Source organism: Tessaracoccus sp. MC1627 (assembly GCF_014164725.1).
Classification (GTDB): Bacteria; Actinomycetota; Actinomycetes; order Propionibacteriales; family Propionibacteriaceae; genus Arachnia.
This window is the reverse complement of sequence record NZ_JACJGA010000005.1, coordinates 73,988-98,636: the sequence shown is the minus strand read 5'-3', so window position 1 is coordinate 98,636 and position 24,649 is coordinate 73,988. Positions and strand designations below refer to the sequence as shown.

Annotated in this window: 21 protein-coding genes; 11 read left to right on the top strand and 10 right to left on the bottom strand. The window is 70.0% G+C overall.

Annotated elements, in window-relative coordinates:
• Positions 1-62: 62 nt before the first annotated feature.
• Positions 63-1,499, top strand: a complete 1,437-nt coding sequence (locus H5399_RS11530; RefSeq protein ID WP_182783201.1) for an alpha-amylase family protein — start codon at positions 63-65, stop codon at positions 1,497-1,499.
• Positions 1,500-2,215: 716 nt separating this feature from the next.
• On the opposite strand, the gene H5399_RS11525 is transcribed toward H5399_RS11530, so the two are convergent.
• The 5 genes from H5399_RS11525 to H5399_RS11505 form a co-directional block, all read right to left on the bottom strand.
• Positions 2,216-3,241 carry a LacI family DNA-binding transcriptional regulator gene (locus H5399_RS11525; RefSeq protein WP_220490976.1) on the bottom strand — a complete coding sequence of 342 codons (1,026 nt, stop codon included), beginning with the start codon at positions 3,239-3,241 and terminating at the stop codon, positions 2,216-2,218.
• A 10-nt stretch (positions 3,242-3,251) separates the two neighbouring features.
• Entirely contained in the window at positions 3,252-4,115 is an 864-nt protein-coding gene (locus H5399_RS11520; protein ID WP_255422277.1) for a sugar phosphate isomerase/epimerase, read from the bottom strand.
• 3 nt (positions 4,116-4,118) lie between these two features.
• Positions 4,119-5,321: a Gfo/Idh/MocA family protein gene (locus H5399_RS11515; RefSeq protein ID WP_370585759.1), complete on the bottom strand. Its 1,203-nt coding sequence runs from the start codon at positions 5,319-5,321 to the stop codon at positions 4,119-4,121.
• A gap of 161 nt (positions 5,322-5,482) precedes the next feature.
• Complete coding sequence (locus H5399_RS11510; protein ID WP_182783199.1) at positions 5,483-6,592, bottom strand: Gfo/Idh/MocA family protein; 1,110 nt, start codon at positions 6,590-6,592, stop codon at positions 5,483-5,485.
• Positions 6,589-7,497 (bottom strand): PmoA family protein, encoded by a 909-nt coding sequence (locus tag H5399_RS11505; RefSeq protein ID WP_182783198.1) that lies wholly within the window; start codon positions 7,495-7,497, stop codon positions 6,589-6,591. Before H5399_RS11505 ends, H5399_RS11510 begins: the two co-directional genes overlap by 4 nt.
• A 123-nt stretch (positions 7,498-7,620) precedes the next feature.
• Here H5399_RS11505 and eda point away from each other — a divergent pair, with 123 nt between their 5' ends.
• The gene (gene eda, locus H5399_RS11500) at positions 7,621-8,247 is read left to right on the top strand and encodes a bifunctional 4-hydroxy-2-oxoglutarate aldolase/2-dehydro-3-deoxy-phosphogluconate aldolase (protein WP_182783197.1); all 627 of its coding nucleotides are present in this window, start codon (positions 7,621-7,623) and stop codon (positions 8,245-8,247) included.
• Between the two features lies 1 nt (position 8,248).
• Positions 8,249-9,352, top strand: coding sequence for a sugar kinase (locus H5399_RS11495; protein WP_182783196.1), 1,104 nt, complete (start codon positions 8,249-8,251; stop codon positions 9,350-9,352).
• A 304-nt stretch (positions 9,353-9,656) separates the two neighbouring features.
• Here the strand turns inward: H5399_RS11495 and H5399_RS11490 are convergent, their stop codons facing one another.
• On the bottom strand, positions 9,657-10,802 hold the full coding sequence (locus H5399_RS11490) for a Gfo/Idh/MocA family oxidoreductase (protein WP_182783195.1): 1,146 nt from the start codon (positions 10,800-10,802) through the stop codon (positions 9,657-9,659).
• Positions 10,803-10,894: 92 nt separating this feature from the next.
• On the opposite strand from H5399_RS11490, the gene folP reads away from it, so the two are divergent.
• The 3 genes from folP (at position 10,895) to scpA (ending at position 15,948) form a co-directional block, all read left to right on the top strand.
• Positions 10,895-11,782 carry a dihydropteroate synthase gene (gene folP, locus H5399_RS11485; RefSeq protein WP_370585758.1) on the top strand — a complete coding sequence of 296 codons (888 nt, stop codon included), beginning with the start codon at positions 10,895-10,897 and terminating at the stop codon, positions 11,780-11,782.
• A gap of 111 nt (positions 11,783-11,893) precedes the next feature.
• Positions 11,894-13,765, top strand: coding sequence for a methylmalonyl-CoA mutase small subunit (mutA, locus tag H5399_RS11480; RefSeq protein WP_182783194.1), 1,872 nt, complete (start codon positions 11,894-11,896; stop codon positions 13,763-13,765).
• 2 nt (positions 13,766-13,767) lie between these two features.
• Positions 13,768-15,948, top strand: a complete 2,181-nt coding sequence (gene scpA, locus H5399_RS11475) for a methylmalonyl-CoA mutase (protein WP_182783193.1) — start codon at positions 13,768-13,770, stop codon at positions 15,946-15,948.
• Positions 15,949-16,341: 393 nt separating this feature from the next.
• On the opposite strand, the gene H5399_RS11470 is transcribed toward scpA, so the two are convergent.
• Positions 16,342-16,527 carry a DUF5302 domain-containing protein gene (locus H5399_RS11470; RefSeq protein WP_182783192.1) on the bottom strand — a complete coding sequence of 62 codons (186 nt, stop codon included), beginning with the start codon at positions 16,525-16,527 and terminating at the stop codon, positions 16,342-16,344.
• Positions 16,528-16,951: 424 nt separating this feature from the next.
• Here H5399_RS11470 and H5399_RS11465 point away from each other — a divergent pair, with 424 nt between their 5' ends.
• The 3 genes from H5399_RS11465 (at position 16,952) to H5399_RS11455 (ending at position 19,575) form a co-directional block, all read left to right on the top strand.
• Positions 16,952-18,028, top strand: coding sequence for an NADH:flavin oxidoreductase (locus H5399_RS11465; protein ID WP_182783191.1), 1,077 nt, complete (start codon positions 16,952-16,954; stop codon positions 18,026-18,028).
• Positions 18,004-18,708 (top strand): ThuA domain-containing protein, encoded by a 705-nt coding sequence (locus H5399_RS11460; RefSeq protein ID WP_182783190.1) that lies wholly within the window; start codon positions 18,004-18,006, stop codon positions 18,706-18,708. Before H5399_RS11465 ends, H5399_RS11460 begins: the two co-directional genes overlap by 25 nt.
• Positions 18,709-18,795: 87 nt before the next feature.
• Positions 18,796-19,575, top strand: coding sequence for a helix-turn-helix transcriptional regulator (locus H5399_RS11455; RefSeq protein WP_182783189.1), 780 nt, complete (start codon positions 18,796-18,798; stop codon positions 19,573-19,575).
• Here the strand turns inward: H5399_RS11455 and H5399_RS11450 are convergent.
• The 3 genes from H5399_RS11450 to H5399_RS11440 all read right to left on the bottom strand — a co-directional run bounded on the left by H5399_RS11450 (position 19,539) and on the right by H5399_RS11440 (position 21,959).
• Positions 19,539-19,964 carry a hypothetical protein gene (locus H5399_RS11450; RefSeq protein WP_182783188.1) on the bottom strand — a complete coding sequence of 142 codons (426 nt, stop codon included), beginning with the start codon at positions 19,962-19,964 and terminating at the stop codon, positions 19,539-19,541. The two genes, H5399_RS11455 and H5399_RS11450, sit on opposite strands and share 37 nt — an antisense overlap.
• Positions 19,965-20,061: 97 nt before the next feature.
• Positions 20,062-21,015, bottom strand: a complete 954-nt coding sequence (locus H5399_RS11445) for a ribokinase (RefSeq protein WP_255422276.1) — start codon at positions 21,013-21,015, stop codon at positions 20,062-20,064.
• Entirely contained in the window at positions 21,012-21,959 is a 948-nt protein-coding gene (locus H5399_RS11440; RefSeq protein WP_182783187.1) for a sugar-binding transcriptional regulator, read from the bottom strand. Before H5399_RS11440 ends, H5399_RS11445 begins: the two co-directional genes overlap by 4 nt.
• Positions 21,960-22,104: 145 nt before the next feature.
• Here H5399_RS11440 and H5399_RS11435 point away from each other — a divergent pair, with 145 nt between their 5' ends.
• Positions 22,105-23,718: an alcohol dehydrogenase catalytic domain-containing protein gene (locus H5399_RS11435; protein ID WP_182783186.1), complete on the top strand. Its 1,614-nt coding sequence runs from the start codon at positions 22,105-22,107 to the stop codon at positions 23,716-23,718.
• 93 nt (positions 23,719-23,811) lie between these two features.
• The gene (locus H5399_RS11430) at positions 23,812-24,528 is read left to right on the top strand and encodes a cytidylyltransferase domain-containing protein (protein WP_182783185.1); all 717 of its coding nucleotides are present in this window, start codon (positions 23,812-23,814) and stop codon (positions 24,526-24,528) included.
• Positions 24,529-24,649: the final 121 nt, after the last annotated feature.

The following is a 24,649-nucleotide window of genomic DNA, read 5'->3' as shown; positions in this document are numbered from 1 at the left end:
CCAGTCTAGGTTCGACGCCAGAACCGGGCGTCCGATCCCCGCGACCGCCTACACTGGCCGACATGCGACGACGCGTCCTCACCCCGGTTCTGCTCCTCGGCGCCGCTGCCCTCGGCGCCTGCACCGCGGCCCCCGAGCCCGCCGTCGAGACCACCCCCACCGTCGGGGTTCAGCTCTTCCAGTGGCCGTGGCGATCCGTGGCCCAGGAGTGCACCGAGGTGCTCGGGCCTCACGAGTTCGGGTTCGTCCTCCTCTCCCCCGCGCAGGAGCACATCGACGGTGAGGCCTGGTGGACGTCGTACCAGCCGGTCAGCTACCAGCTGGAGTCCAAGCTGGGCACGCGCGAGGAGTTCGCCGAGATGGTCACCGCGTGTGGGGAGGCCGGTGTGGACGTGATCGCCGATGCCGTGATCAACCACATGGCGGGGATCGACGGCGGCACTGGTGTCGCGGGGACGGACTTCACGCACTACGACTACCCCGGTCTGTACGGTCCAGAGGACTTCCACGACTGCCCCATGACGGTCTCAGGCGACATCGAGAACTACTCGGACCAGCAGCAGGTGCAGGAGTGCGAGCTGGTCAACCTCGCGGATCTGGACACCGGCAGCGAGAAGGTCCGCGACACCATCGCGGCCTACCTCAACGACCTCACCGAGCTCGGCGTGGCGGGGTTCCGGATCGACGCGGCCAAACACATGTCCGCGACCGACGTGGAGGCCATCGTCGGGCGCCTCGACGGCGAGCCTCTGATCGTCTCCGAGGTCATCCGAGGCGGCGGGGAGCCGATCCAGCCGGAGGACTACCTCGACGCAGGCGCGGTGTTCGCATTCCAGGTGGCCAAGGACATCTCCGGCCTGGTGCCGGGCGGAGCGATCGCCAAGGCGCTGGAGCTGCGCGACGGCGAGGTCCCGTCGGAGCAGGCGTTCACGTTCATCACCAACCACGACACCGAGCGCAACGGCCAGACCCTCACCTCCAAGGACGGTGACCAGTTCAGGGTGGCGACAGCCCTGCTCCTCGGCATCGACTACGGCACTCCGATCGTCTACTCCGGCTACGCGTTCTCGGACCGCGACGCCGGGGCGCCGCAGACGGACGGCCGGGTCGACGACGTAGCGTGCGCGGCGCCGTCGGAGGATCCGGAGGATGGTGCCTGGTTGTGTCAGCACCGGGATGTCGCGGGGTTGGCTGAGTGGGTCGCGGTGGTGGGCGACGCGCCCGTCGAGAACGTGTGGAAGCAGGGGTACGCGGTGGCGTTCGATCGAGGCGACCGAGGCCTCATCGCCGTCAACGACACGAGCACCCCGGTCAGCGCCACCCTCACCACGAACCTGCCCGACGGCGCGTACTGCGACGCGGCTGCCTCGCCGGCCCCGCCCACCGCGGAGGATCGCTGCGAGGAGGGCCCGTTCGTGGTGGCCGACGGCAAGGTCACCGTCGAGATGCCCGCGATGGACGCGGTTGCCCTCCACGTCAACCTCCGCGCGGCCGGTTGATCCCTCTCTGTGGTGTTGAGGGCCAGTTGTGGTCTGGTTTGGCGGCGTGTGGTGGGGGCCGGTTGATCCCTGTCCGTGGCGTGGTGGTCGGGTTGGGCGGCGTGTGGTGGGGGCCGGGCCGCCCATGATGCCGGCGGCGGCGCTTCGTGCTGCCATGCCGTCATCAACGCCCACCCAACCTGCCCCGGCCCCCACCACCCACCGCCCTGCTGGCCCGTCCCGTCGCCTGGCTTACGTCCCGACGCCTGCCTTACGCCTCGACGCCCGTCGTACGCCTCGACGCCAGCCCTGTATCACAGGCGGCCCGGAGCCGCCTGACCTATGTTTGGCAGCCGGCGCTGTAGCGCGGGCGGCCAGACTCAACGCAGGCGCCAGAGGACCCGCTGCCTCGAGACGAGCCGAAGGCGAGATGTCCACGAGGGTGGGGGACGGCAGGGCGGCTGCGCGTCGGGGTGCCCAACCCGAGGTTCACCCAACTGGCATCCCGCCACAACAGACCCGAGCCAGGGCCGCCCTGACGGCGCACGCCTGGAATGGACCACGCCACAGGGAAAACGAGTGCAGGGAGCACTGACACGAGGCCCCGGGCGGCCTCATCTACTCAACCAAGGACCATGCCGCGATCAACAGGGAGAATGTGGACAACGGCCGCCCGGGCCTCGTGTCAGGACTCCCGGCACCCGGTGCCGGACTTGTGCCGCCACCGTTGAGCAGGGTCAGACTGTGAGCGGAGGGGTGCTGTTACGCAGGTGAACCTCGAGGGGCAGGGGCGTCGGCACCCAGTCGGCGTCGATCGCCGCCCTGACCGCCTGATAGCCCACCTCCTCCAACGGGATGCGGACCGAGGTCAGCTGCGGGGTCACGTCGCTGGAGGAGGGGATGTCGTCGAACCCCGCCATCGCCACGTCTGACCCGAGCTCGCGACCCTCCTCGCGCAGTTCCCGCACCGCACCCAGCGCCACCGCGTCGCTCAGAGCGAACACCAGCGTGCCCGGCTCGATGCCGACCGCAAGCGCCTCGCGCATCGCGTCCGCACCGCCCTCACGGGTGAACGCCGCGCGGTGCACCCGGACGATCTGACCACCGCCGGAGGTGAAGCCGTCGGTGAAACCCGCCTGGCGTTGGTCCGTGGTGATCAAGCCTCGGGGCGCGGCAAGCACGACCGCCCGACGGTATCCGCGCGCCGCCAGCGCCACGCCGAGCGCCCTGGCCCCGCCCCAGTTGTCGATGAGCACGGAACGAAGCTCTGAGGCGCCAGGGCCCAGCGCGATGACCCGGCCGCCCATCCCGTGGATGGCGTCGATCTCGAGCTGCACAGGCTCATGGGGAAGCGCCATCCGCGAGGCGGCCAGGATGACCCCGCGAGGCCGCTGACCACGCAGCACCCGCAGCAGCGCGGCCTCCTTCTGCGGATCCCGCCCGGTCGTCGCGATGGTGACGAGGAATCCGGCCTCATCCGCCGCGCGTGCGACGCCGGCGGCGACCTGCGCGAAGTAGGGGTCCGCAATGTCAGCCACCAGCAGCGCGATGAGGGCCGAGGCCCCGCTGGCGACGGCCTGCGCAGAGACGTTGACGCTGTAGCCCAGCTTGTCGGCGGCCGCGCGAACCCGCTCCTGATACGACTCGGCCACCTTCCGCGTCGAGCCGTTGAGCACGCGCGACGCCGTGGCCAGCGAGACGCCCGCCTCCTGGGCGACGTCGACGAGGGTGGCGGTACCGTAGCGGCGCTGCTGGTGGTTCACGGTCATGAGTCTAAGGCCGCAGATGCGGGGCGACCCACCGCCCGAAGGCGTCGACGGTGTCACGCGCCACGACCTCGAAATCGGTTGCCCAGATGGTTGCGTTGAAGATCTCCACCTCGACGTCGCCGTCGTAGCCGGTGGCCTCCACTGCGCGGGTGAGGGTCTCGAAGTCGATCACGCCCACGCCGGGCTGATGCCGGGACAGAAGGACGTCGGCTTCGAGGGGGGCCCGCCAGTCGCACACCTGGTACGCGGCGATCCGGCCCTCGCGGCCCGCACGAGCGATCGCCGGCAGAACGTCCGGATCCCACCAGATGTGGAAGGTGTCCACAGTCACCCCCGCGACACTCGAGTCAAGCCCGGACACGAGGTCCAGCGACTGCCCGAGCGTGGAGACGACGGCGCGGTCCGCCGCGTACATCGGGTGGAGCGGCTCGACGGCGAGCGTCACGCCCGCGGCCGCCGCGTCGGGGGCGAGCTCTTCGAGGGCCTCGCGGACCCGGGCGCGCGCGCCGATGAGGTCCCGCGACCCCTCCGGCAGCCCACCGGCGACGAGCACCAGCACCGCCCGCGACCCAGGCGCCCCGGCGGCAGCCAGCACGGCCGTCTCCTCGATGGCGCGACGGTTGTCGTCCAGCGAGTCGCTCCGCTCGGGTCCCGCCACCGCGGTGAAGAAGCCCGCGCGGCAGTAGGACGACATCCGCAGCCCGGAGTCCGACAGCATCGCGGCCGCCTCCCGGAGGCCCACGTCGGCCACCGGTTCTCGCCAGAGCCCGATCGACTGCATGCCGACGGAGGTGGTCACCGTCAGCGCGTCACGGAGGGTGGCGTGCTTGATGGTGGCCTGGTTGATCGAGAGCCTGGGGTGCGTCAAGGATCAGCCCAGCAGCAAATCGTCGAGGACGACCTTGCAACCTTCGCGGCTGGAACGCAGGCCCGCGTCGGCGAGTTGGACTCCGCGGGCGCCGGCGAGCAGGTCGAACGGGTACGGGGTGCCCTGCACGTAGGAGGCGAGGAACTCCTCCCACTGCTGCCGGAAGCCGTTGTCGAACACCTCATTGGTTGGCAGCTCGGCCCAATCCGCGGCGTAATCATGATCATCGGCCAGGTCCGGGTTCCACACCGGCTTCGGCGTCCCCACTCGGTGCTGGATCTTTGCGCCGAACAATCCCACCACAGCGGACCCGTGCGTCCCGTCGACCTGGAACTCCACCAGCTCGTCGCGGTTCACCCGCACCGTCCAGGAGGAATTGATCTCCGCGACGATGCCGCCGTCGAGCTCGAAGATGCCGTACGCGGCATCCTCCGCGGTGGCCTGATATGCCTTCCCAGCCTCATCCCACCGCTCCGGAATATGGATCGCCGCCTGTGCGTAGACGCTGCGCACCGGCCCGAACAGGTTCTCCAGCACATAATTCCAGTGCGGGAACATGTCGACGATGATGCCGCCGCCGTCCTCAGCACGGTAGTTCCACGACGGACGCTGTGCGGGTTGCCAGTCGCCCTCGAAGACCCAATATCCGAACTCCCCGCGCACCGAGAGGATGCGGCCGAAGAAGCCGGAGTCGACGAGGCGCTTCAGCTTCTGGAGGCCGGGCAGGTAGAGCTTGTCGTGGACGACACCGGTCTTCACGCCCGCAGCGGCGGCGAGGCGGGCCAGTTCGAGGGCCTCCTCGACGGACTCGGCCGTCGGCTTCTCCGTGTAGATCGTCTTTCCCGCAGCGATCGCCTTCCGCAGCGCCGCCCCACGCGCCTTCGTCACCAGGAAATCCGAATAGATCTCCCACCGCGGATCCGCCAGAGCAGCATCCAGATCAGTGGTGAGGTCCTCGATGCCGTGCCTGGCGGCCAACTCGGCCAGCTTCGACTCGCTACGGCCCACGAGCAGCGGCCGGACGGTGACACGGGAACCGTCAGAGAGCTCGATGCCTCCCTGATCCCGGATCGCCAGGATCGACCGCACCAAGTGCTGCCGGTAACCCATGCGGCCGGAGACACCATTCATGATGATCCCGATCTCACGCACGGACCCGGATCCCTGCACCATCTCGGCCGGCGGCGGCTTCAAAGTCGTTGACACACTCAGTTCCTATCTATCACTTGCGTTTGGACGACATTGGTAAACGCTTTCCCCTATCCTGACACGTCACTGCCCCGCGACACAAGAGGACGCCCCAGTTTTGTCCCAAGAAGCTTGGTTGTGAGGACCGTCAAGGATCCTGGGAAACGTTTACCATCGGATCACACTGTTCCCCGGTGGTCACGCTCGACCCGCATGTCGGTGACGGGGCTCGTGAACCCGTGCCGGTGAGTGGGGTGGGCTGCGAGATCAGCGGGGGTGATGGCAGCACCCTCAGCTGCGGCGGAGGCATAGATCGCGGCCACCATCTCGATGGAGCGGGCGGGCTGATCGGCCGTGGGTGGAAGCGGCTCTCCGGCAAGAAGCGCGTCGAAGACGTCTCGCAGCAGAGGCGCATGGTCACTGCGCTCCTCGTACTCGGGGAAACGCCACGCCTCGGCCTCGACTTCGAACCCGGGGGCGGGCGTGATCTGCCAGTTCTCGTGCCCGTGGCCGTAGAGGTGCTCGACGGAGACCGTCGCCTTCTGCGTGTCGATCCGCACCGTACTGACCTGGCGCGGAGAGACCGCGCTGGTGACCACCTGAGCCACCGTCCCCCCGGCGAACGTGATGGTCGCGGTGGAGGCGTCCTCGGTCTGGGTCTCGCGGTCCAGCCGCCACAGACGCCCCTGCACACTGGCCCAGTCACCCAGCAGGAAGCCCAGGAGGTCCAGCTGGTGGATGCCGTGCCCCAGCGTGGTGCCGCCACCCTCGGTGGCCCACTTCCCGCGCCACGGCACGGCGAAGTAGTCGGCTCCACGGAACCACAACGTCTCACAGACCGCGATGAGCGGGCGCCCCAGGGCGCCGCGGGTGAGCAGTTCGCGGACATGCGCCGCGGCGGTGCCGGTCCGCTGCTGGAACACCACAGCCAGCTCCTTGCCGGCAGCAGCGGCGGCCGCGCGCATCTCGTCGAGTTCGTCGAGCGACGGCGCCGGAGGCTTCTCGACGACCACGTGCGCACCCGCGGCGAACGACGCGACCGTCTGGTCGCGGTGGACACCCGGCGGAGTGCAGATCAGCACCACATCCGGATGTTCCGCCGCCAGCAGTTCGTCGAGCGTGTCGTAGACGGCCGGGTTGCCCCACTGGGCGGCGAAGGCGTCTCCCTTGGACCGCGTCTGGTTGGTGACCGCAACGAGCTCGGCCTGGGGATGGGCCTCGACGGCCCGCGCGTGGAAATGAGCCACGGCGCCGGTGCCGACGATCGCGCAGCGCAGTGTCTGGGTCATGCGGATGCCTCGGACTCGGGGGCGGCGGTCGGGCCGACCGATCGGAGCTCGGCGACGAGTTCTGCCCCCGCGCCGGATGCATGGGCGGCCACGTCGGCGGTGCCGATGAGGACCGCTGCGGACAGGACCAGCGTCTCGCCCTGCGGCAGGCGGGTCTCGGTGTAGAAGAACGGCGCCGGATTGAGGCCCGCGTACTCCTCACTGCGGGCGAACCACGGGTTCGGCTCTACCGCCCCGTCGAGCATGAGTACGCCTGCGCTGCGGTCAGGGGCCGTGAAGGCCAGCCACGGGCCTGGCTCGCCCCGCGCCTCGTCCCCTGCGGGCCCCGATGGCGCCGTGATCTCCCCGCCGGTGAACGTGGTGGGGCCCCGCCAGAAGATGCCGCAGTACCCGGCGTTCTCCCTGCCCTTCGACGTCGGCGAGCCGAAGCCCAGTGCCTCGCCCGAGACGTTCGTCAGGGCGCTGCGCCAGGTCAGTGCCCACGTGTCCCCGTCGACGGGGCGGGCGGTGAGCAGGCGCTCCTCGGTCAGCACCAGCGAACCGTCCTCCGCCACCCAGTCCAGCCGCTCCACTACTTCCGCGGTGTGGTCGCCGCCCCCGAGCTCGAAGGACCGGTGCACCTGTGTCCCGTTGTTGGGCAACTGCACGTAGCCACTGCCGTGGACGTAGGTGGGGCCGCCCCAGAAGTTGTGGGGGCCCACCACCGGCAAGGCCAGCGAGAGCCCCTTGTGCCAGACGTGGTCGTCGGGGCGATAGGCGGTGACGTCCGCGCCGGCGCGCGTTCGGAGGAGTGCGTAGGGACGCGGGGACTCCAGCTGCGCGTCGGTCGGCTCGTAGACGTACTCGGCGACGGTGACGTCGCCGTCGACCAGCAGGAGCCGGCCTGGCCGGGTGTCGAACTTCATGGAACCTCCACGGTGAGGATGGGCTGGGTGCCCGCCGCAGCGGGCGGTTCACACACTAGAGGAATCCATGGGAAAGCGCTATCCTTGCTGAGACTTCTTCGCACAGAACCCAAAGGAGGGCTCATGCACGTGGCCGACAATCCGATCATCCCGGTGGTGGTCATCAACCGGGCAGACCGCACCGAAGCGCTGGGTGAGGCGCTGGTCGCGGGCGGCATCCCGATCGCCGAGGTGACGTTCCGCACCGAGGCGGCGCCCGAGGCCATCCGACGCATGAGCGCCAACGCGGAGCTGCTGGTGGGTGCCGGCACCGTGCTGAGCGCCGGTCAGGTGGACCAGGCCCTCGACGCCGGCGCCCGGTTCATCGTCAGCCCAGGCTTCAGCGCCGAGGTCGTCAGGCGCGCCCAGCACCACGGGCTGCCCGTCTTCCCCGGCGCGGTCACCCCGTCGGAGATCATGGCCGCGCTCGATCTGGGCCTGACCACCCTGAAGTTCTTCCCCGCCAACATCTACGGCGGTCCCGCCGCCCTCAAGGCGCTGGGTGCGCCGTTCCCGCAGGTGCGGTTCATCCCCACCGGCGGCGTGGCAATGGGCAACCTCGCCGACTTCCTCACGTTGCCCAACGTGGCTGCGGTCGGCGGCTCCTGGATGGTTCCCGCCAATCTGGTTGACGCCAGCGACATGGACACCATCCGCCGCCTCTGCACCGAGGCCTCTGCCGCGGTCGCCTCGTTCGGAAAGGCGGCCTGACATGGGCACCCTCACCCTCCGCCCCGCCGACGAGTGCCGCTACCAGGCCGTCTCGCTCGGCGAGGTCATGCTGCGCCTCGACCCAGGCGACCTGCGCATCCGCACCGCCCGCTCCTTCACCGCCTGGGAGGGCGGCGGCGAGTACAACGTCATCCGCGGCCTCTCCCGCGTGTTCGGCCTGCCCACCGCGGCGGTCACCGCGCTCGTCGACGACGAGGTCGGCCACCTCGTCGAAGGCTTCATCCTCGCCGGCGGCGTCGACGCCCGATGGATCAACTGGGCCAAGAGCGACGGCGTCGGACGCACCGTCCGCAACGGCCTCAACTTCACCGAACGCGGCTTCGGCATGCGCGGCGCCAAGGGCGTCTCCGACCGCGGCCACACCGCCATCTCCCAGCTGCGCCCGGACCAGGTCGACTTCGACCGCCTCTTCGGCGAGCAGGGCGTGCGCTGGCTCCACACCGGAGGCATCTACGCAGCCCTCTCCGAGCAGTCCGCCGAGACCGCGCTCGCCGCGGTGAAGGCCGCCAAGAAGCACGGCACCGCCGTGTCCTACGACCTCAACTACCGCCCCAGCCTGTGGCAGACCATCGGCGGCCAGGCCCGCGCGCAGGAGGTCAACCGCGAGCTGGCCAAGTACGTCGACGTGATGATCGGCAACGAGGAGGACTTCACCGCGGCCCTCGGCTTCGCGGTCGAAGGCGTCGACGAGAACCTCGCGGAACTGCCGATCGAGGGCTTCAAGGCCATGATCGAGCAGGTCGCGGAGGCGTATCCCACCATGGCCGTCATCGCCACCACCCTGCGCACCGTCCGCTCGGCCTCCACCAACGACTGGGGCGCAGTCGCCTGGTCCGCCGACACCAGCCTGGTGCAGGCCACGCACCGCGAAGGCCTGGAGATCCTCGACCGGGTCGGCGGTGGCGACTCCTTCGCCTCCGGTCTGATCTATGGTCTCCTCACCGGGGAGCCGCTCTCCACCTGCGTCGAGTTCGGCGCCGCCCACGGGGCGCTAGCCATGACCACTCCCGGCGACACCTCCATGGTGACCGCCGCCGAGGTCCTCAAGCTCGCCGGCGGCGGCAACGCCCGGGTTGACCGATAGCGGGATCGTTGGCTGAGGTGGCGCGGAGCGGGGCCCCCACCGTTGGCTGAGGCGCCGCGGAGCGGGCCCCCACCGTTGGCTGAGGTGCCGCGGAGCAGCCCACACCGCTGGCTGAGGCGCCGCGGAGCAGCCCACACCGCTGGCTGAGGCGCCGCGGAGCAGCCCACACCGCTGGCTGAGGCGCCGCGAAGCGGCCTCGAAGCCTAAGAGAGTGTCCTTGTCAGCTCGCCTTTCCCAGGCTTCGAGGCTCGTCGCTCCTCAGCCAGCGGGTGCGGTTCGTCACCCAAACTCTGATAACGATGGTCTACGGGACCCAGCGGGTGGGTGCGGTGGTCGCCCAGGGCGCGTCGACGCGCGAGAACGGGCGGCCCTGGCGCACGGCCCGGCCCAGATCGTCGGCGATCCCGTGGATCACGGGGACACGCGCGTCGCCGTCGCCGGACCAGGTCACGAACGCGGGGTCGACGGGCTGCGGCTCCGGAGCGGTCTGGCTGGCCTCCAGGACGCACATGAACGCGCCCGTCTCCACGAGCGGCACCAGGAGCGCGGCACCATGCTCGCGGTGGTCCAGCAGGTTGGCCAGCAGACCCTGCCGCGACACCTGCTCCGTGCGCTCCGGCTCGCCCTCCAGGCGCCACTCCACCTCGTCGTCGGTGTAGCGGAGGACCACGGAACCGCGATCCCCCACCACCGCGACACTCGGCGACGGATCACCCTTGGACTCCGCGCACAGCGTCAGCGCGGCCTGGACCGGGACGCCCACCGTGGTGCCGACCTCAACCCAGGCAGTGTCGTCGGTGTCGATGTCGTGCGCGCGGTACAGCTCGGAGTCCACCCATCGCACCTGGTCAGCGCGTTGTGCTCCAGCGACGGCAAGGGCCGCGGCCACGGCGTGAGCCAGCGGGTTGGTCACCACGCCGTCGGCCACCCGGGCGCCGTTGAAGACGCGATGCCCTGCCCATGGGCTTCGGCTGTAGTAACCGTCGTCGCGGCTCCACTCCCCCCAGGCCACGACGCGCGCATTGCCCCCGACCTTGCCGTCGGCGAGCACCACCTGCAGGATGTCGATCCCGTCCGAGCCGAGCGCCTGGAAGCCCACCTGCACGGCGCGGCCCGTCCGTTCGGCCGCGTCGAGCAGCGTGCGGAACTCGGCAAGCGAAGCGGTGGGCGGCTTCTCGAGCAGCACGTCGGCGCCGTGCTCCAGCGCCAGGACGGCCAGCGCGGCGTGGGCACCGATGGGCGCGGCGATACTCACCAGGTCGGCGGGATGCTCGGACAGCGCTTGCTGGAGGGTGTCGTAGACGGGCGCGGTGTCGAAGGCGCCGGGCTGCGGATCGACGGCGGCCACCAGCTGCGCCCTGCCAAGGGCCTCCATCTCGGCGATGGCCTCGAGGTGATGCCGGCCATATCCATTGACGCCGACCTGGATGATTCGCGCGGGGGTGCTCACGATTCAATCCTGTCACTACTGCCCTTCCGGCGGCCCCGTTCGCCACGCGGCGGCGCCAGCCCGCACGTGGGGCACCCGCCTAGACTTCCGGCGTGATCCTCCCTCAGCCCGCCCCGCTCGTCCTACGCGGCCTCCGCTTCGACGCCTCCCGGCCCGCCGTGATGGGCATCATCAACCGCACGCCCGACTCCTTCTACGCCTCCGCCCGCTACCTCGACGACGATGCAGCCCTCGCCCGCGCCGTCGAGATGGTGGACGAGGGCGTCGACCTCGTCGACGTCGGAGGCGTCCGCGCAGGCCAGGAGGGTGAGTGGATCGACGAGGCCACGGAGATCGCGCGCGTCCGCCCGTTCGTCCTCGCCCTCCGGGAGCGCTTCCCGCGACTCCCGATCAGCCTCGACACCTGGCGCGCCGAGGTCGCACAGGCCTGCGAGGGCGCCGTCGACCTCGTCAACGACACCTGGCAGGGCGCGGACCCGGATCTCGTCCACGTGGCCGCGACACTCGGCGCCGGCTACGTCGTCTCCCACACCGGCGGGCTCCCCCCGCGGACCGATCCCAGCGGAATCGACTACGGCCCCGGTGAGGCTGTCGTTGAAGATGTCCTCCGCGTCCTCCGCGCCGGCGCCCAGAGGGCACTCGACGCCGGGATCCGCCCCGACGGCGTCCTCGTCGACCCCACCCTGGACTTCGGCAAGACCACGCCCAACTCCCTCGCCTTGGTCGGGGCCACGGACCGCGTCGTCGCGCTGGGGTTCCCGGTGCTTCAGGCCATCAGCCGTAAGGACTTCGTCGGCGAGACCCTCGACCTGCCCGCCGACCAGCGGCTCGAGGGCAGCCTGGCCGCCACCGCCGTCGCTGCCTGGCTCGGGGCAACCGTTTTCCGCGCCCACGACGTGCGCGCTACCCGTCGCACCCTCGACATGGTGGCTTCCATCCGCGGCGACCGACCCCCGGCCATGGCCGAACGCGGGCGCTGAGAATACCAGGAGAGGTCGGTCTGACCTATCACCGCCCCAGCCTCGGAGGGGTACCCCGCTGGTTTAGTGTGGTGGCGTGGGTGTAAACCCCCCGAGACAAGACGGAGAGCGATGAGCGATCAAGCCACCAGTGCGGCCGACATCAGCCTGGCCGCAGACTTTGACACTCCCTCCCAGGCGGACTGGGAGAAAGAGGTCCTGAAGGTCCTGAACCGAAAGCGGCCCGAGGGCAAGGAGCTCACAGTCGAGCAGGCGTACAAGCGCCTGTCGAGCTCCACCGTCGACGGCCTCACCATCAAGCCCCTGTACGTGAAGAGCGACGGCGTGGAGGAGCTCGGCTACCCAGGCGTGGCCCCCTTCGTCCGCGGCACCACGGTGCGTGACGGCGAGATGGACGCGTGGCACATCGCCCAGTTGCATGAGGATCCCGACGCGGCCGAGACCCGGCGCGCCATCCTCACCGATCTCGAGCGTGGCGGCACCGCCGTCTACGTGCGCGTTGATCCCGATGCTGTCGCGGTGGCGGACCTGCCGACCGTCCTGGCCGACGTCCTGCTGGACCTCGCCCCGGTCTACCTGACCTCCAAGACGCAGCAGCTCGAGGCAGCCACGGCGCTGGTCGAGTTCCTCGCCGCCTCGGACAAGGACGCGGCCACGCTCACCGGCAACCTCGGCGTTGATCCCATCGGAGCGGCCGCCCTGGCCGGCACCGACGCGGACCTCAGCGTCCTGGCCCAGGCCGTCGAGCTGGCCAAGCCCTACCCGGGCGTGCGGCCGGTCGTCGTGGACGCCACCGTCTACCACAACGCCGGAGCCGGCGACGTGCACGAACTGGCCTACGCCGTGGCCGTGGGCGTCGAATACGTCCGCGCGCTCACCGAGGCGGGCCTCACCGTCGACGAGGCCTTCGACTCACTCATGTTCCGCGTCTCCTCCACCACCGACCAGTTCGCCACCATCGCCCGCCTGCGCGCGCTGCGCGGCCTGTGGTCGCGGGTGGGCGAAGTGCTGGGCGTCACCGAGTCCAAGCGGGGCGCCATCCAGCACGCCGTCACCTCCGAGCGCCAGATCGCGCGCGACGATGCCTACGTCAACATGCTGCGCGGCACCATCTCCTGCTTCGCGGCCTCCGCGGGTGGGGCCGAGATTCAGACCGTCCTTCCCTTCGACACCGCGGCGGGCCTCCCCACGGACTTCTCCCGCCGCACCGCACGCAACACGCAGGTGGTGCTGGCTGAGGAGTCCAACGTCGGGCGCGTCAACGACCCGGCCGGCGGCTCGTGGTTCGTCGAGTCGCTCACCAGGCAGCTCTCCGACAAGGCGTGGGCCGTGTTCCAAGGCCTCGACGGCGAAGGCTTCGCCGCGGCGCTGGCCGACGGCACCGTCAAGGCCCAGCTGGATGAGGTCAACGCCGCCCGCGCGGCCCAGCTGGCCACCCGCAAGATTCAGCTGACCGGCGTGTCGATGTTCCCCAACCACGAGGAGGCCGCGCTCGAGCGCAAGGCCCGCCCCGCGGCACCGGAGCTCGGCGGCCTGAAGGTGGTCCGCGACACCCAGGTGTTCGAGGACCTCCGCGACCGTTCGGCTGCCGCCCGCGAGGCCGGCAACGCGCCGTCGGTGCTGCTGGCCTGCCTCGGCGCCCGCCGCGACTTCGGCGGCCGCGAGGGCTTCACCTCGAACCTGCTCCATGTGGGCGGGCTCGACACCATCGTCGCCGAGGGCGAGACGCCGGAGGACTTCGCGCGGCAGCTCACCGAGTCGGGCGCGAAGGTCGCGGTGCTGTGCTCCAGCGCCAAGGTCTACGCCGCCCAGGGCGTGGCAGTGGCCGAGGCCCTGCGCGCCGCCGGGGCCGAGACCGTCCTGGTCGCCGGCCAGATCAAGGAGCTGGGCGAGGGCGCCGAGGGCGCCGTCGACGGCAACGTGTTCGACGGCATGAACGTGGTCGAACTGCTGACCACCACCCTGAACAAGATGGGAGCCTGAGCATGACCGTCCCCCGTTTCACAGACATCGAGCTGACCGAGGCGGTCTCGGCTGACGCCGCGGCCAAGTTCGAGGCCATCATCGAGTCCACCGGGCACTCCGCCGGGTGGCAGACCCCCGAGCGCATCCTGGTGCCGCCGCTGTACGGCGATACGGACCTCGCCGGGCTCGACTTCCTCGAGACCGCGCCCGGCATCCCGCCGTTCCTCCGCGGCCCCTACGCCACGATGTACGTCAACCAGCCGTGGACGGTCCGCCAGTACGCGGGCTTCTCCACCGCCGAGGAGTCCAACGCGTTCTACCGCCGCAACCTGGCCGCCGGCCAGAAGGGCCTGTCGATCGCGTTCGACCTCGCCACCCACCGCGGCTACGACTCGGACCACCCGCGCGTGGCCGGTGACGTGGGCATGGCCGGCGTCGCCGTCGATTCCATCCTGGACATGCGCCAGTTGTTCGACAAGATCCCGTTGGATCAGATGTCTGTGTCCATGACGATGAACGGCGCGGTGCTGCCGGTGCTGGCGCTGTATGTTGTCGCGGCCGAGGAGCAGGGCGTCAAGCCCGCGCAGCTCGCCGGAACCATTCAGAACGACATTCTGAAGGAGTTCATGGTCCGCAACACCTACATCTATCCGCCGGCTCCGTCGATGAAGATCATCGCCGACATCTTCGCCTACACCTCGGCGAACATGCCCCGGTTCAACTCGATCTCCATCTCCGGCTACCACATGCAGGAGGCCGGGGCGACGGCGGACATCGAGATGGCCTACACCTTGGCCGACGGCGTGGAGTACATCCGCGCCGGCGAGTCGGTGGGCCTCAACGTGGACCAGTTCGCGCCTCGCCTGTCCTTCTTCTGGGCCATCGGCATGAACTTCTACATGGAGGTCGCCAAGATGCGCGCCGCGCGCATCCTGTGGGCAAAGCTGGTGCGTCAGTTCGGGCCGAAGAACCCGAAGTCGATGTCGCTCCGCACCCACTCGCAGACCTCCGGCTGGTCGCTGACCGCGCAGGACGTGTACAACAACGTCGTGCGCACCTGCGTGGAGGCCATGGGCGCCACGCAGGGGCACACGCAGTCGCTGCACACCAACGCCCTCGACGAGGCCATCGCGCTGCCGACGGACTTCTCCGCCCGCATCGCCCGCAACACCCAGCTGTTCCTGCAGCAGGAGTCGGGCACCACCCGCACGGTGGACCCGTGGGCCGGTTCCGCGTATGTGGAGAAGCTCACCGAGCAGCTCGCCCGCAAGGCATGGGAGCGGATCCAGGAAGTGGAGCAGGCCGGCGGTATGGCCAAGGCCATCGAGCAGGGCATCCCGAAGATGCGCATCGAGGAGGCCGCGGCCCGCACTCAGGCCCGCATCGACTCCGGCCGCCAGCCGGTGATCGGCGTCAACAAGTACAACCTCGACAGCGAGGACCCGCTCGAGGTGCTGAAGGTGGACAACAAGTCCGTCCGTGCATCCCAGATCGCCAAGCTGGAGCAGCTCCGCGCCGAGCGCAACGAGGCCGAGACCCAGCAGATGCTGGAGCGCCTCACCTGGGTGGCAGCGAACCCCGACGCGACAGATCCTGACCGCAACCTGCTCAAGGTGGCCATCGACGCAGCCCGCGCGAAGGCCTCCCTCGGCGAAATCTCCGACGCGTTGGAGAAGGTTTACGGCCGCTACACCGCTCAGATCCGTACGATCTCAGGTGTGTACAACACCGAAGCCGGCTCCAACGAGGACATCGAGACAGCCCGCAAGCTCGTCGAGGAGTTCGAGAAGAAGGAGGGGCGCCGCCCGCGCATCCTCGTCGCGAAGATGGGCCAGGACGGTCACGACCGTGGGCAGAAGGTCATCTCCACCGCCTATGCCGATCTCGGCATGGACGTCGACGTCGGCCCGCTGTTCCAGACGCCGGAAGAGGTGGCCCGCCAGGCCGTCGAGTCCGACGTCCACGTGGTAGGTGTCTCCTCCCTGGCCGCCGGTCACCTCACGTTGGTGCCCGCGCTGCGTCAGGAGCTGGACAAGCTGGGCCGCGAAGATCTGATGATCGTCGTGGGTGGCGTGATTCCGGCCCAGGACTTCGACGAGCTCCGCGAGCACGGCGCAGACGCCATCTACCCGCCCGGCACCATCATTCCGGCGGCTGCGATCGATCTGCTGACCAAGCTGAACGAGCGCCTGGCCGACTGATACCCGGCGAACGACGAGTGGCCCGCCCCCTGAGGGGCGGGCCACTTGCCATTTCCGCTGATCGAGCCAACCGGCCCTACTCCGCTGATCGGGCCGGGCCTACACCGCTGGTTGAGTCAGGGTCGCCCCTCGCGGGGCGCCCGTTCAGCGCGGAAAATGCCGTATTCAGCTAATCGAGCTGACTAGGTGCGACGGGGCATTTTCGGATTAGCCAACCGGCGCGAAGCGCCAGCTGCGTCGAAACCGACCCGCGCTTGTTCATGGGGCTTGGACTGGAGCTTGGAAGGCAGCCCCCGCGGTAGGTGTTCCACCAGATCGGGTCTCGAGCTCCTCAGCGACCCGAGGCCCACTCTGGAGGAACACCCACCGCAGGCTGGCGGGGTGCCGCGGTCGTCAGCCGCCCGACTTCCTCCTGAATTCGCGCTTGCCGCCCACCTTGCCGTGGGTGTGGCCCTGGCCGCGGTCCGCCTCGACGCCCTGCGCGGCCGACAGGTGCTCTGCCGCCTTCTTGCGCTCGAGGGCCTGACGCATGGCCTCCTTGGGATCCAACTTCTCTGTGGGTTGTTCTGACTCTGACATGCGGCCCAGCCTACGCGGACGGCGATGGGGCCGCGGCCCAACCGTCGCTCGCTCCCCCGCCCCCTCGGAGGCCTGGCCTCCCCCCTCGTGCACGACACGCCGTCCGACCCGCTCTCCATGCGCACATGCGACGGCGAGAGGCAGGTGCGACGGCGTGTCGTGCACCCAGGTGCGGGCCGCATCAGGGCGGCACCCTGCTGGATGTATGGTTCACCACCTGCTGGATGTATGGATCGCCACCTGCTCGACTATGGTTCGCGACCGCGGATCGCCCCTCACCCCTCTCCCGAGACTCCTTCCGAGTGAGATTCCGGGGAGATAGGGCACATACGGGGCCATCTCCCCGGATTCTCACTCTCTTCGTCGCCGCCAGGACCGTGGGCCCCCGGCGGGGGCCTCGTGCCCGCCAAGTAGTCTCAGTCTCGTGACGCAGCTCTCCGATTCCCTCGATTTCTCGCACGGCCCCGCCTGGCGCAACCGCCTCGCACTGGCGCCGCTCACCAACAAGCAGTCCAACCCCGACGGCACGCTCTCGGACACCGAGATCAACTGGTTGCTCGCCCGCGCCCGCCACGGCTTCGGCATGGTGATGACCGCCGCCGCGTACGTGGCGCAGCCCGGCAAGGCCTGGAACGGGCAGCTCGGAATCAGCGACGAGTCACACCTGGCTGGTCTCGAGCGGCTGGCCGCGGGCATCCGCGAAGCTGGGGCCGCGTCGCTGGTCCAGATCCACCACGGCGGCGCGAAGGCAGACCCGGACGCATCCGGCGAGCCCGCCGTCGGTCCCTTCGACGACGCCAGCACGGGCGCGAGGGCGCTCAGCACGGCCGAGATCGAGGACGTGGTGGCCCGATTCGCGGCAGCCGCCGCCCTTGCCGAGCAGGCCGGATTCGACGGCGTCCAGCTGCATGGGGCCCACGGCTACCTGCTGTGCCAGTTCCTGGACGCGCACAACACCCGCGAGGACGGCTACGGTGGCGACCTCCACGGCAGGTCGCGGATCATCCGCGAGACCATCGCCGCCGTGCGCGCGGCCACCTCGTCGGACTTCCACCTCGGACTCCGGCTCTCGACGGAACGATTCGGCCTGAGTACCCCCGAGATCGCACAGCTCAGTGGCGAGCTGATGGCCGAGGGCGGCCTCGACCACCTCGACCTGTCCCTGTGGGACGTCACCAAGCTCCCCGAGGGGGCGGCCGACGGCGACGCCCCGCTGGTCAGCCACTTCGTCGACCTTCCCCGCGGAGGCACCAGGCTCGGGATCGCGGGCAAGGTGGGCAGCGGCCCCACCGCGACCGCCGCGCTGGTCACCGGCGTCGACTTCGTCGTGGTCGGGCGCGCCGCCATCGCAGACCAGCGGATCGCCGAACGGATCCTGGCCGACGCCCACTACCCCGGGCCGTCGTTCCCCGTCTCCAAGCAGGAGCTCCGCGACAACTGCGTGGGCGAGCCCTTCGTCGAGTACTTCTCGACCGGGTGGCCACAGCTCGTGGCCAGCTGACGGCCGTGCGCGCGCTGATCGCCAGCGGCACCGGCCGCTACGCGGACCCGTGGCACCCCTTCGACCGGACCACGCCCAGTATCGCCGGGGCGCTCGTCGAGGCCGGCTTCATCGTCGAGGTCGACCACGACGTCGACCACGCCATGACCAGCCTCGACGGTGTGGACCTAGTGGTGGTCAATGCCGGCGACCCGTGGGCGGACACCGACCACCGTCTCTCTCCCGATGCCCCGGGACCCGCCGGGCTGGCGGCCGCACTCGACCGGGGCATCGGTGTGCTGGCGGTTCACATCGCGGTGGCGAGCCTCCGCGACTACCCGGACTGGGCGGCCGCCGTCGGCGCGATCTGGGTGCCCGGGCAGTCCTGGCACCCACCGCTCGACACCGCGACAACCCGGCGCGTCCCGATCGAGGAGAGCGGCCGGCCCAGCGAGTTCCGGGTGGAGGACGAGCGCTACCTCAGCCTTCAGTTCGTGGGCTGGAGCCACGTGGTGGCCACTCACGCCGGCCCCGACGGCCCAGAGCCCACCGCCTGGATCCGCCGGCACGGCGCGGCGCGGATCGCCGTCGACCTCCTCGGGCACGACGAGCGCTCCTACGATTCGGCGGGCCACCGCGACCTCCTCCGGGACCTCGCCGTCTGGTCGGCCAGCGGCTCGGGTCCGCTGCACCACCCCTGACGCCTGCCCCTGCTCCTGGGCCCTGAAGGGTCGCGAACGACCTGACAAGGGTCTCGACATGCGTTGAGTCAGATGGCAGGCTGAACCATGGACTCTACCCAGGTGCTGGTCAGAGCGGCGGCGGACGTCCTGGAGGCGCCGGCAGCGGGTATCGCACGCACACGGCTGGCTGCGGCTCTCCGCGACGCGACCGGCACCGACATCGTGTCGCGGGTGAGTTTCACCCGCCGTTCGGTGAGCTTCTTCGTCGACGGCGCCCCGCCAGCGCCGCCGCCACACCTCCTGCCCACCCCAGCAGACCTCGCTCTGCATCCGCTCACGCGCTTCCACGCCGCCGTCGGCTCAGCCACCCCGGCTCTGATGGTGGACGCGCTGCGGTCCGGCCTCGGTCTTCTCCCCTCCACACGAGGCGTCATCGAACGCCTCGGGCTGAGCATCCACCAGCTGAGCGTGCCACTCGACCCGATGTCGACAGCGGCCCCATACACGGGGTGGGTCCTTGTCTCCGACGACCGGATCTCCGAGCGCGCCGTCGAGACGATGTCGGTGTTCCAGCCGCTGCTGCGAGCGCTTGACCGCCACATCGGCGCCCTCGCCACCGTCGGCGAGACCCCTGATGAGGTCAGCCTCACGCCCCGCGAGAAGGTGGTGCTTGAGCTCCTGGCCGATGGGCTCACCGCCCAGGCGATGGCCAGCCGTCTGGCGGTGTCGCGGCGGACGGTCCACAAACACCTCGAACATCTCTACAAGAAGCTCGGGGCCACAGACCGGCTCACCGCGGTGCTTTGGGCGCAGGGGCGGGGATGGCTCCCCGCCCCCATGCCGTCAGGTCAGTCCGGCAGCTCCGACGCGCACTCGGCCACGTAGCCAAGGAGCGATTCCGTCAGAGACCCGAATTGCGCCTCAGTGAGGTAGCTGAACGGCTTGGGCGCCTTGCCCTTGGCGTATGCGCCGCCGCCGGTGATCGCCTTGGAGTGGATGAGGGGCTCCTGCTCGAGGCCCTCTGCCTCCATGAACTCCTGAACCGCGGTGTCGGCGGCCCAGCCGCAGGCCTCCTTGAGGTGGTCGGGGATGAGGAACTCAGCGCCCATGTCGCTCAGCGACACCCACGCGGTCCCTCCCGCCAGGTGGTGCTGGTAGGCGGCGTCTGCCCATTGGTCCTTGTAGCAGTGGTGTGCGGAGGCCACCGTGGTGGTCCCCAGCAGGATGACGGCGCTGGCCGCCGCCGTCTTCAGCAAGATCCTCTTCGCGCTCATGGTGAGCTCCCCTCTCGTGTCGGGCCCGCTGTCCGGGCGTGGCACCACACTCCCCCAGCGGGGGCGCACGGGAAATACGCACAGGTGCGTATCCCGCTCAGGGCAGCACAGGCAGCTGGTCGTCGAGGCCGGGGTAGGAGTCCTGGGCTCCGGGCCGCGTGCAGGCGAAGGCGCCCACACGCGAGGCGAAGCGGGCCGCGTCGACCAGCGTCTCGCCCGCGGCGAGGCGGGAGACGAGTGCGCCCACGAACGCATCACCTGCTCCGGTGGAGTCGACGGCGGTGACCGGGGCCGACGGGACGGCGGTGAGTTCGGTGTCGCGGCCGACGACGAGCGAGCCCTGTGCGCCCAGCGTCATCACCACGGAGGCCACCCCTGCGCCGACCAGGGCACGCGCCGCCTCAGAGTGGGCGTCCTGCTGAGAGGCCTCGCGTTCAGGGCCCAGCATCGCGAGGACCAGCCCCGCCTCGTGCTCGTTGACCACGAGGGGATCGGCGCGACGGATGACCTCCAGCGGGAGGGCGGTCACGGGAGCCAGGTTCAGGACGAAGCGGCCGGCGGTCAGCTCCGCGGCCCGGACTGTGCCGGAGGCCGGGATCTCGCCCTGCGCGACGACGACGTCCGCGGCCCGGATCGTGTCGGCCGCCTCATCGACGAATGCCGTGTCGACGTGCCCGTTCGCACCCGGCACCACGATGATGGAGTTCTCGCCCACCGCGTCGACCACGACGATGGCCAGCCCCGTCGGTCCAGGAACGATCCCCAGGTGCGTCCGGTCGAGCCCGGCCGCGATGATCCCGGACAGCGCCACCTCGGCGTTCGCGTCGTCACCCACGGCGCCCACCATCGCGACGGTAGCCCCGAGCCGGGCGGCAGCGACCGCCTGATTGGCGCCCTTCCCGCCGGGGCGCATCGACGCGTCCCGGCCCGGCAGCGTCTCCCCCGGGGTGGGGTGCCTGGCCACCTCGACGGAGAGGTCCGCGTTGATCGACCCCACCACCACGACGGTGCCCGGCATGGTCTCGGCCAGGGGCTCCGAAGGCGAGGTCATGGGGGCGTCGGCCGGCCCAGCAGGGCCTGCGCCGTCGGCTCGTCGGTGACCAGCACGTCAAGGTAGCGGCCGGCGATGGCGCCGCGGATGGCCTCCACCTTCTCGGCCCCGGCGGCCACACCCACCACGTTCGGCAGGGCCCGCAGCTCGGCGAGGCTGAGCGAGACCGAGCGGTCCGAGGCGGACCCGGAGATCTCCTCGCCGCGCCGCCCGAACCAGTGCCCAAGCATGTCGCCCACCGCCCCGGCGGCGGCGTAGGCCGCGACGTCGTCGTCGGTCACCATCCCCGTCCGCACCGCGGATCCGCCCGGCCGCACCGCGCCGACGCCGGTGAGGGTGAGCGTGGCGCTCCGGGCGAGGTCGAACACCTGCGCGACGGCGTCCTCCGTCCTCAGCGACTCCGCCAGCTCCGCGCTGGAGACGAACATCGGCGACGGCACGGCGCGGAGGCGACGAACCGCCGCGGGGTTCTCGGAGACGAGTTCGGCGACGTTGTCGATGGTGCCGGCGGCCGAGGCCAGCGTCACGCCGTCGAGCGACTCTGCCGAGAGCATGGTGAGCGCGCGTGCGACGGTGTCGCTCCACCCGACCCCCACGACGACGCCGGGATGCAGGTAGCGCCTGGCGTAGGCCGCGAGCGCGGCCGCGACCCTCTCGTTGGTGCGCTCCCGGCTCATCGGCCCGCTGAGCATGGGCACGACGACCGCATCGGTCAGCGGCGTCCGCTCGCGCAGCTGGGTGGCCAGGCCGAGGGCGGCCAGGTAGTTGGCGTCCATCTCGATCCGCACGATGCCCTGCTGGCGCGCCGTCTCGAGCAGCCGTCCCACCGTCTGCCGCGACACATAGAGCCGCGCAGCCACCTGCGCCTGCGTCAGGCCGTCCTCGTAGTAGAGCCAGGCCGCGCGGACGGCGAGGTCGAGATCGCCTGCTTCCGGGGTCAGCATCGCGCCCGGCCTCCTTCGTCGACCACCCCGGCGGCAGCGCCGTGGGCGGATGCCCAATTGCCTGCCGATAGCTTCTCACGGGGGCGACGCTGGCATAGATTCGAGGGCAATACAGCACACAGTCATGCTCGACGAAGGAGTAGCAGTGACGGAGTTCCCGGCCACGCAGCACGCCATCCAGATCACCGGGGTGGATGAGTTCATCCACAATCCGGCCAAGCCGGTCGACCCCGTCGGCCCCACCCAGCTGCTGCTCAAGGTCGAGTCCTGCGGCATCTGCTTCAGCGACACCAAGCTCCTCCACGCCTTCGATTCCCACCCTCGCAAGGCCGAGGTGGTCTCCGGCATCGACCTCGACGCCCTTGCCGAGATCCCCAGCTACCACCCCGGCTCCGCGCCCGTCGTGCCCGGGCACGAGCCGGTGGCCCGCATCGTCGCCGTCGGCGACCAGGTGACCCACTTCGCCGTCGGCGATCGTGTGCTCGTCCAGGCCGACTGGAAGCACCTCAAGACCCCCGCCTCCAACGGCGCCTTCGGGTACAACTTCGACGGCGCCCTGCAGGAGTACGTCGTCGTCGACGAGCGCTGCGTGGTTGCGCCCGACGGCGAGAAGTTCCTCATCCACGTCACCGACGGCCCGTCCGCCGCGGCCGTGGGCCTCATCGAGCCTTGGGCCACCGTCGAGGGTTCGTACGCGTGGGCTGAGCGCAACCATCCAAAGGCCGGCGGCCGGATGCTCGTGGTGGCCGACGGTGAGGTCGAGGGTGTCGCGGCCCTGACCGCCCTGTACGCGCCCGAGGTGATCGTGCAGCAGGACCCTGCCGACGTGGAGACCCTTGCCGGGGAGGGCTTCGACGACATCATCTACCGCGGCCACGACGTCCGGGTCATCGAGCGTCTCGGCGGGCTGCTCGGCATGCGCGGGGTGCTGTGCGTGGTGCTCGACGGGGGCCGCATCGACGGCCCGGTCCAGCTCGACATCGGCCGCGTGCACTACGACTTCATCCGCTTCTGCGGCACCACCGGCTCCGACCCGGCCGACGGGTACGCCTGGATCCCCGCCAACGGCGAGATCCGCGAGGGCGACAAGGTGGCCATCATCGGCGCCGCCGGACCCATGGGGCAGATGCACACCATCCGCGCGCTGACGTCGGGGATCGCGGGGATCTCGGTGGCCGGCACCGACCTGAGCGACGACCGCCTGGCGCACCTCGAGTCGCTGACCCGGCCGGTCGCGGAGAAGGCGGGCATCGAGCTCACCATCATCAACACCGGCACCACCAAGCTCGAGCCCGGCTACACCCACCTCTCCTGCATGGTCCCCGTGCCGGCGCTGGTGGCCCAGGCCGTGGATCTGGCAGCCGAAGGCGCAATCATCAACGCATTCGCCGGCATCCCGGCCGGCACCACAGGTGAGTTCGACCTGCAGGGCATCATCGAGCGACGCATCTTCATGCTCGGCACCAGCGGATCGGACGTGTCCGACATGCGCACGGTGCTGCGGAAGATCGAGGAGGGGATCATCGACACCCACATCTCCCTCGACGCGGTCACCGGCATGGCCGGTTTCCGTGACGCCATCGAGTCGGTGATGAACCGCACCTCGGGCGGCAAGATCATGGTCTACCCGTCGCTGCACGACCTCCCTCTGACCCGCCTCGTGGACATGGCGGAGAAGCTGCCGCACGTCGCGGCGAAGCTGAACAACGGCGTGTGGACGAAGGAAGCGGAGGAGGAGCTGCTGAACTCCGCCGGCTGAGCCAGCCAGGGCGCGCAGCGCCCAGCTGCGTCGAAGCCCCTCGCACCTGGTTCACGCAACTGACATGATGACCCCGCCAGGGAGAGGAGACCGATGACCAACGTGTGCGTCATCCCCGTCCGCGGGGGTTCCAAGGGAATACCGCGCAAGAACCTGCTGCCGATCGCGGGCAAGCCCCTCGTGGTGTGGACTATCGAACAGGCCCTCGCCGTGCCAGGACTGAGGGTGATCGTCTCGACCGAGGACGCCGAGATCGCCGCCGTGTCCCGCGACGCCGGCGCCGAAGTGATCGATCGCCCCACCGAGCTCGCCCAGGACACGACGGCCTCCGAACCCGTGATCGGGCACGCCATCGCGACGCTGACCGAACGCGGCGAGCGGCCCGACGTGGTGATGTTCCTACAGGCCACCTCGCCGGTCAGGCTGCCCGGCACCCTGGCCCGGGCGCTGGCCGAGTTCGAGGCGTCCGGGGCCGACTCGCTCTTGTCTGTCGTGCCCGAGACGCCGTTCCTGTGGAATCCCGGCCACCCGGCGACGGCGGACTATGACTTCACCCGTCGCCCCCGCCGGCAGGACATCGCCCCTGCGGGCATGAAGTACCGCGAGAACGGCTCGCTCTACGTGACACGCACCGAGATTTACGAGACCCTGCACAACCGCTTGGGCGGTCACATCGAACTGTTCGTCCTCGACGAGGTCGAGGCAATCGACATCGACACCCCAGCGGATTTCGCCCGCGCCGAGCAGGTCCTCAGAAGCATCGATGCAGATGCAGCGAGACCAGTCACCGGCCACACATCAGGCATCTGATCCAAAGGTCGGGCCGATTATGGCCGAACGTCTATGCCCTCTAGGATCTGAACAAGATTGGAGCCTGCGAAGCCGGGGCCGCGAAGCGCAAGCGATTCATGTGCGAGACGAGCGAAACCGG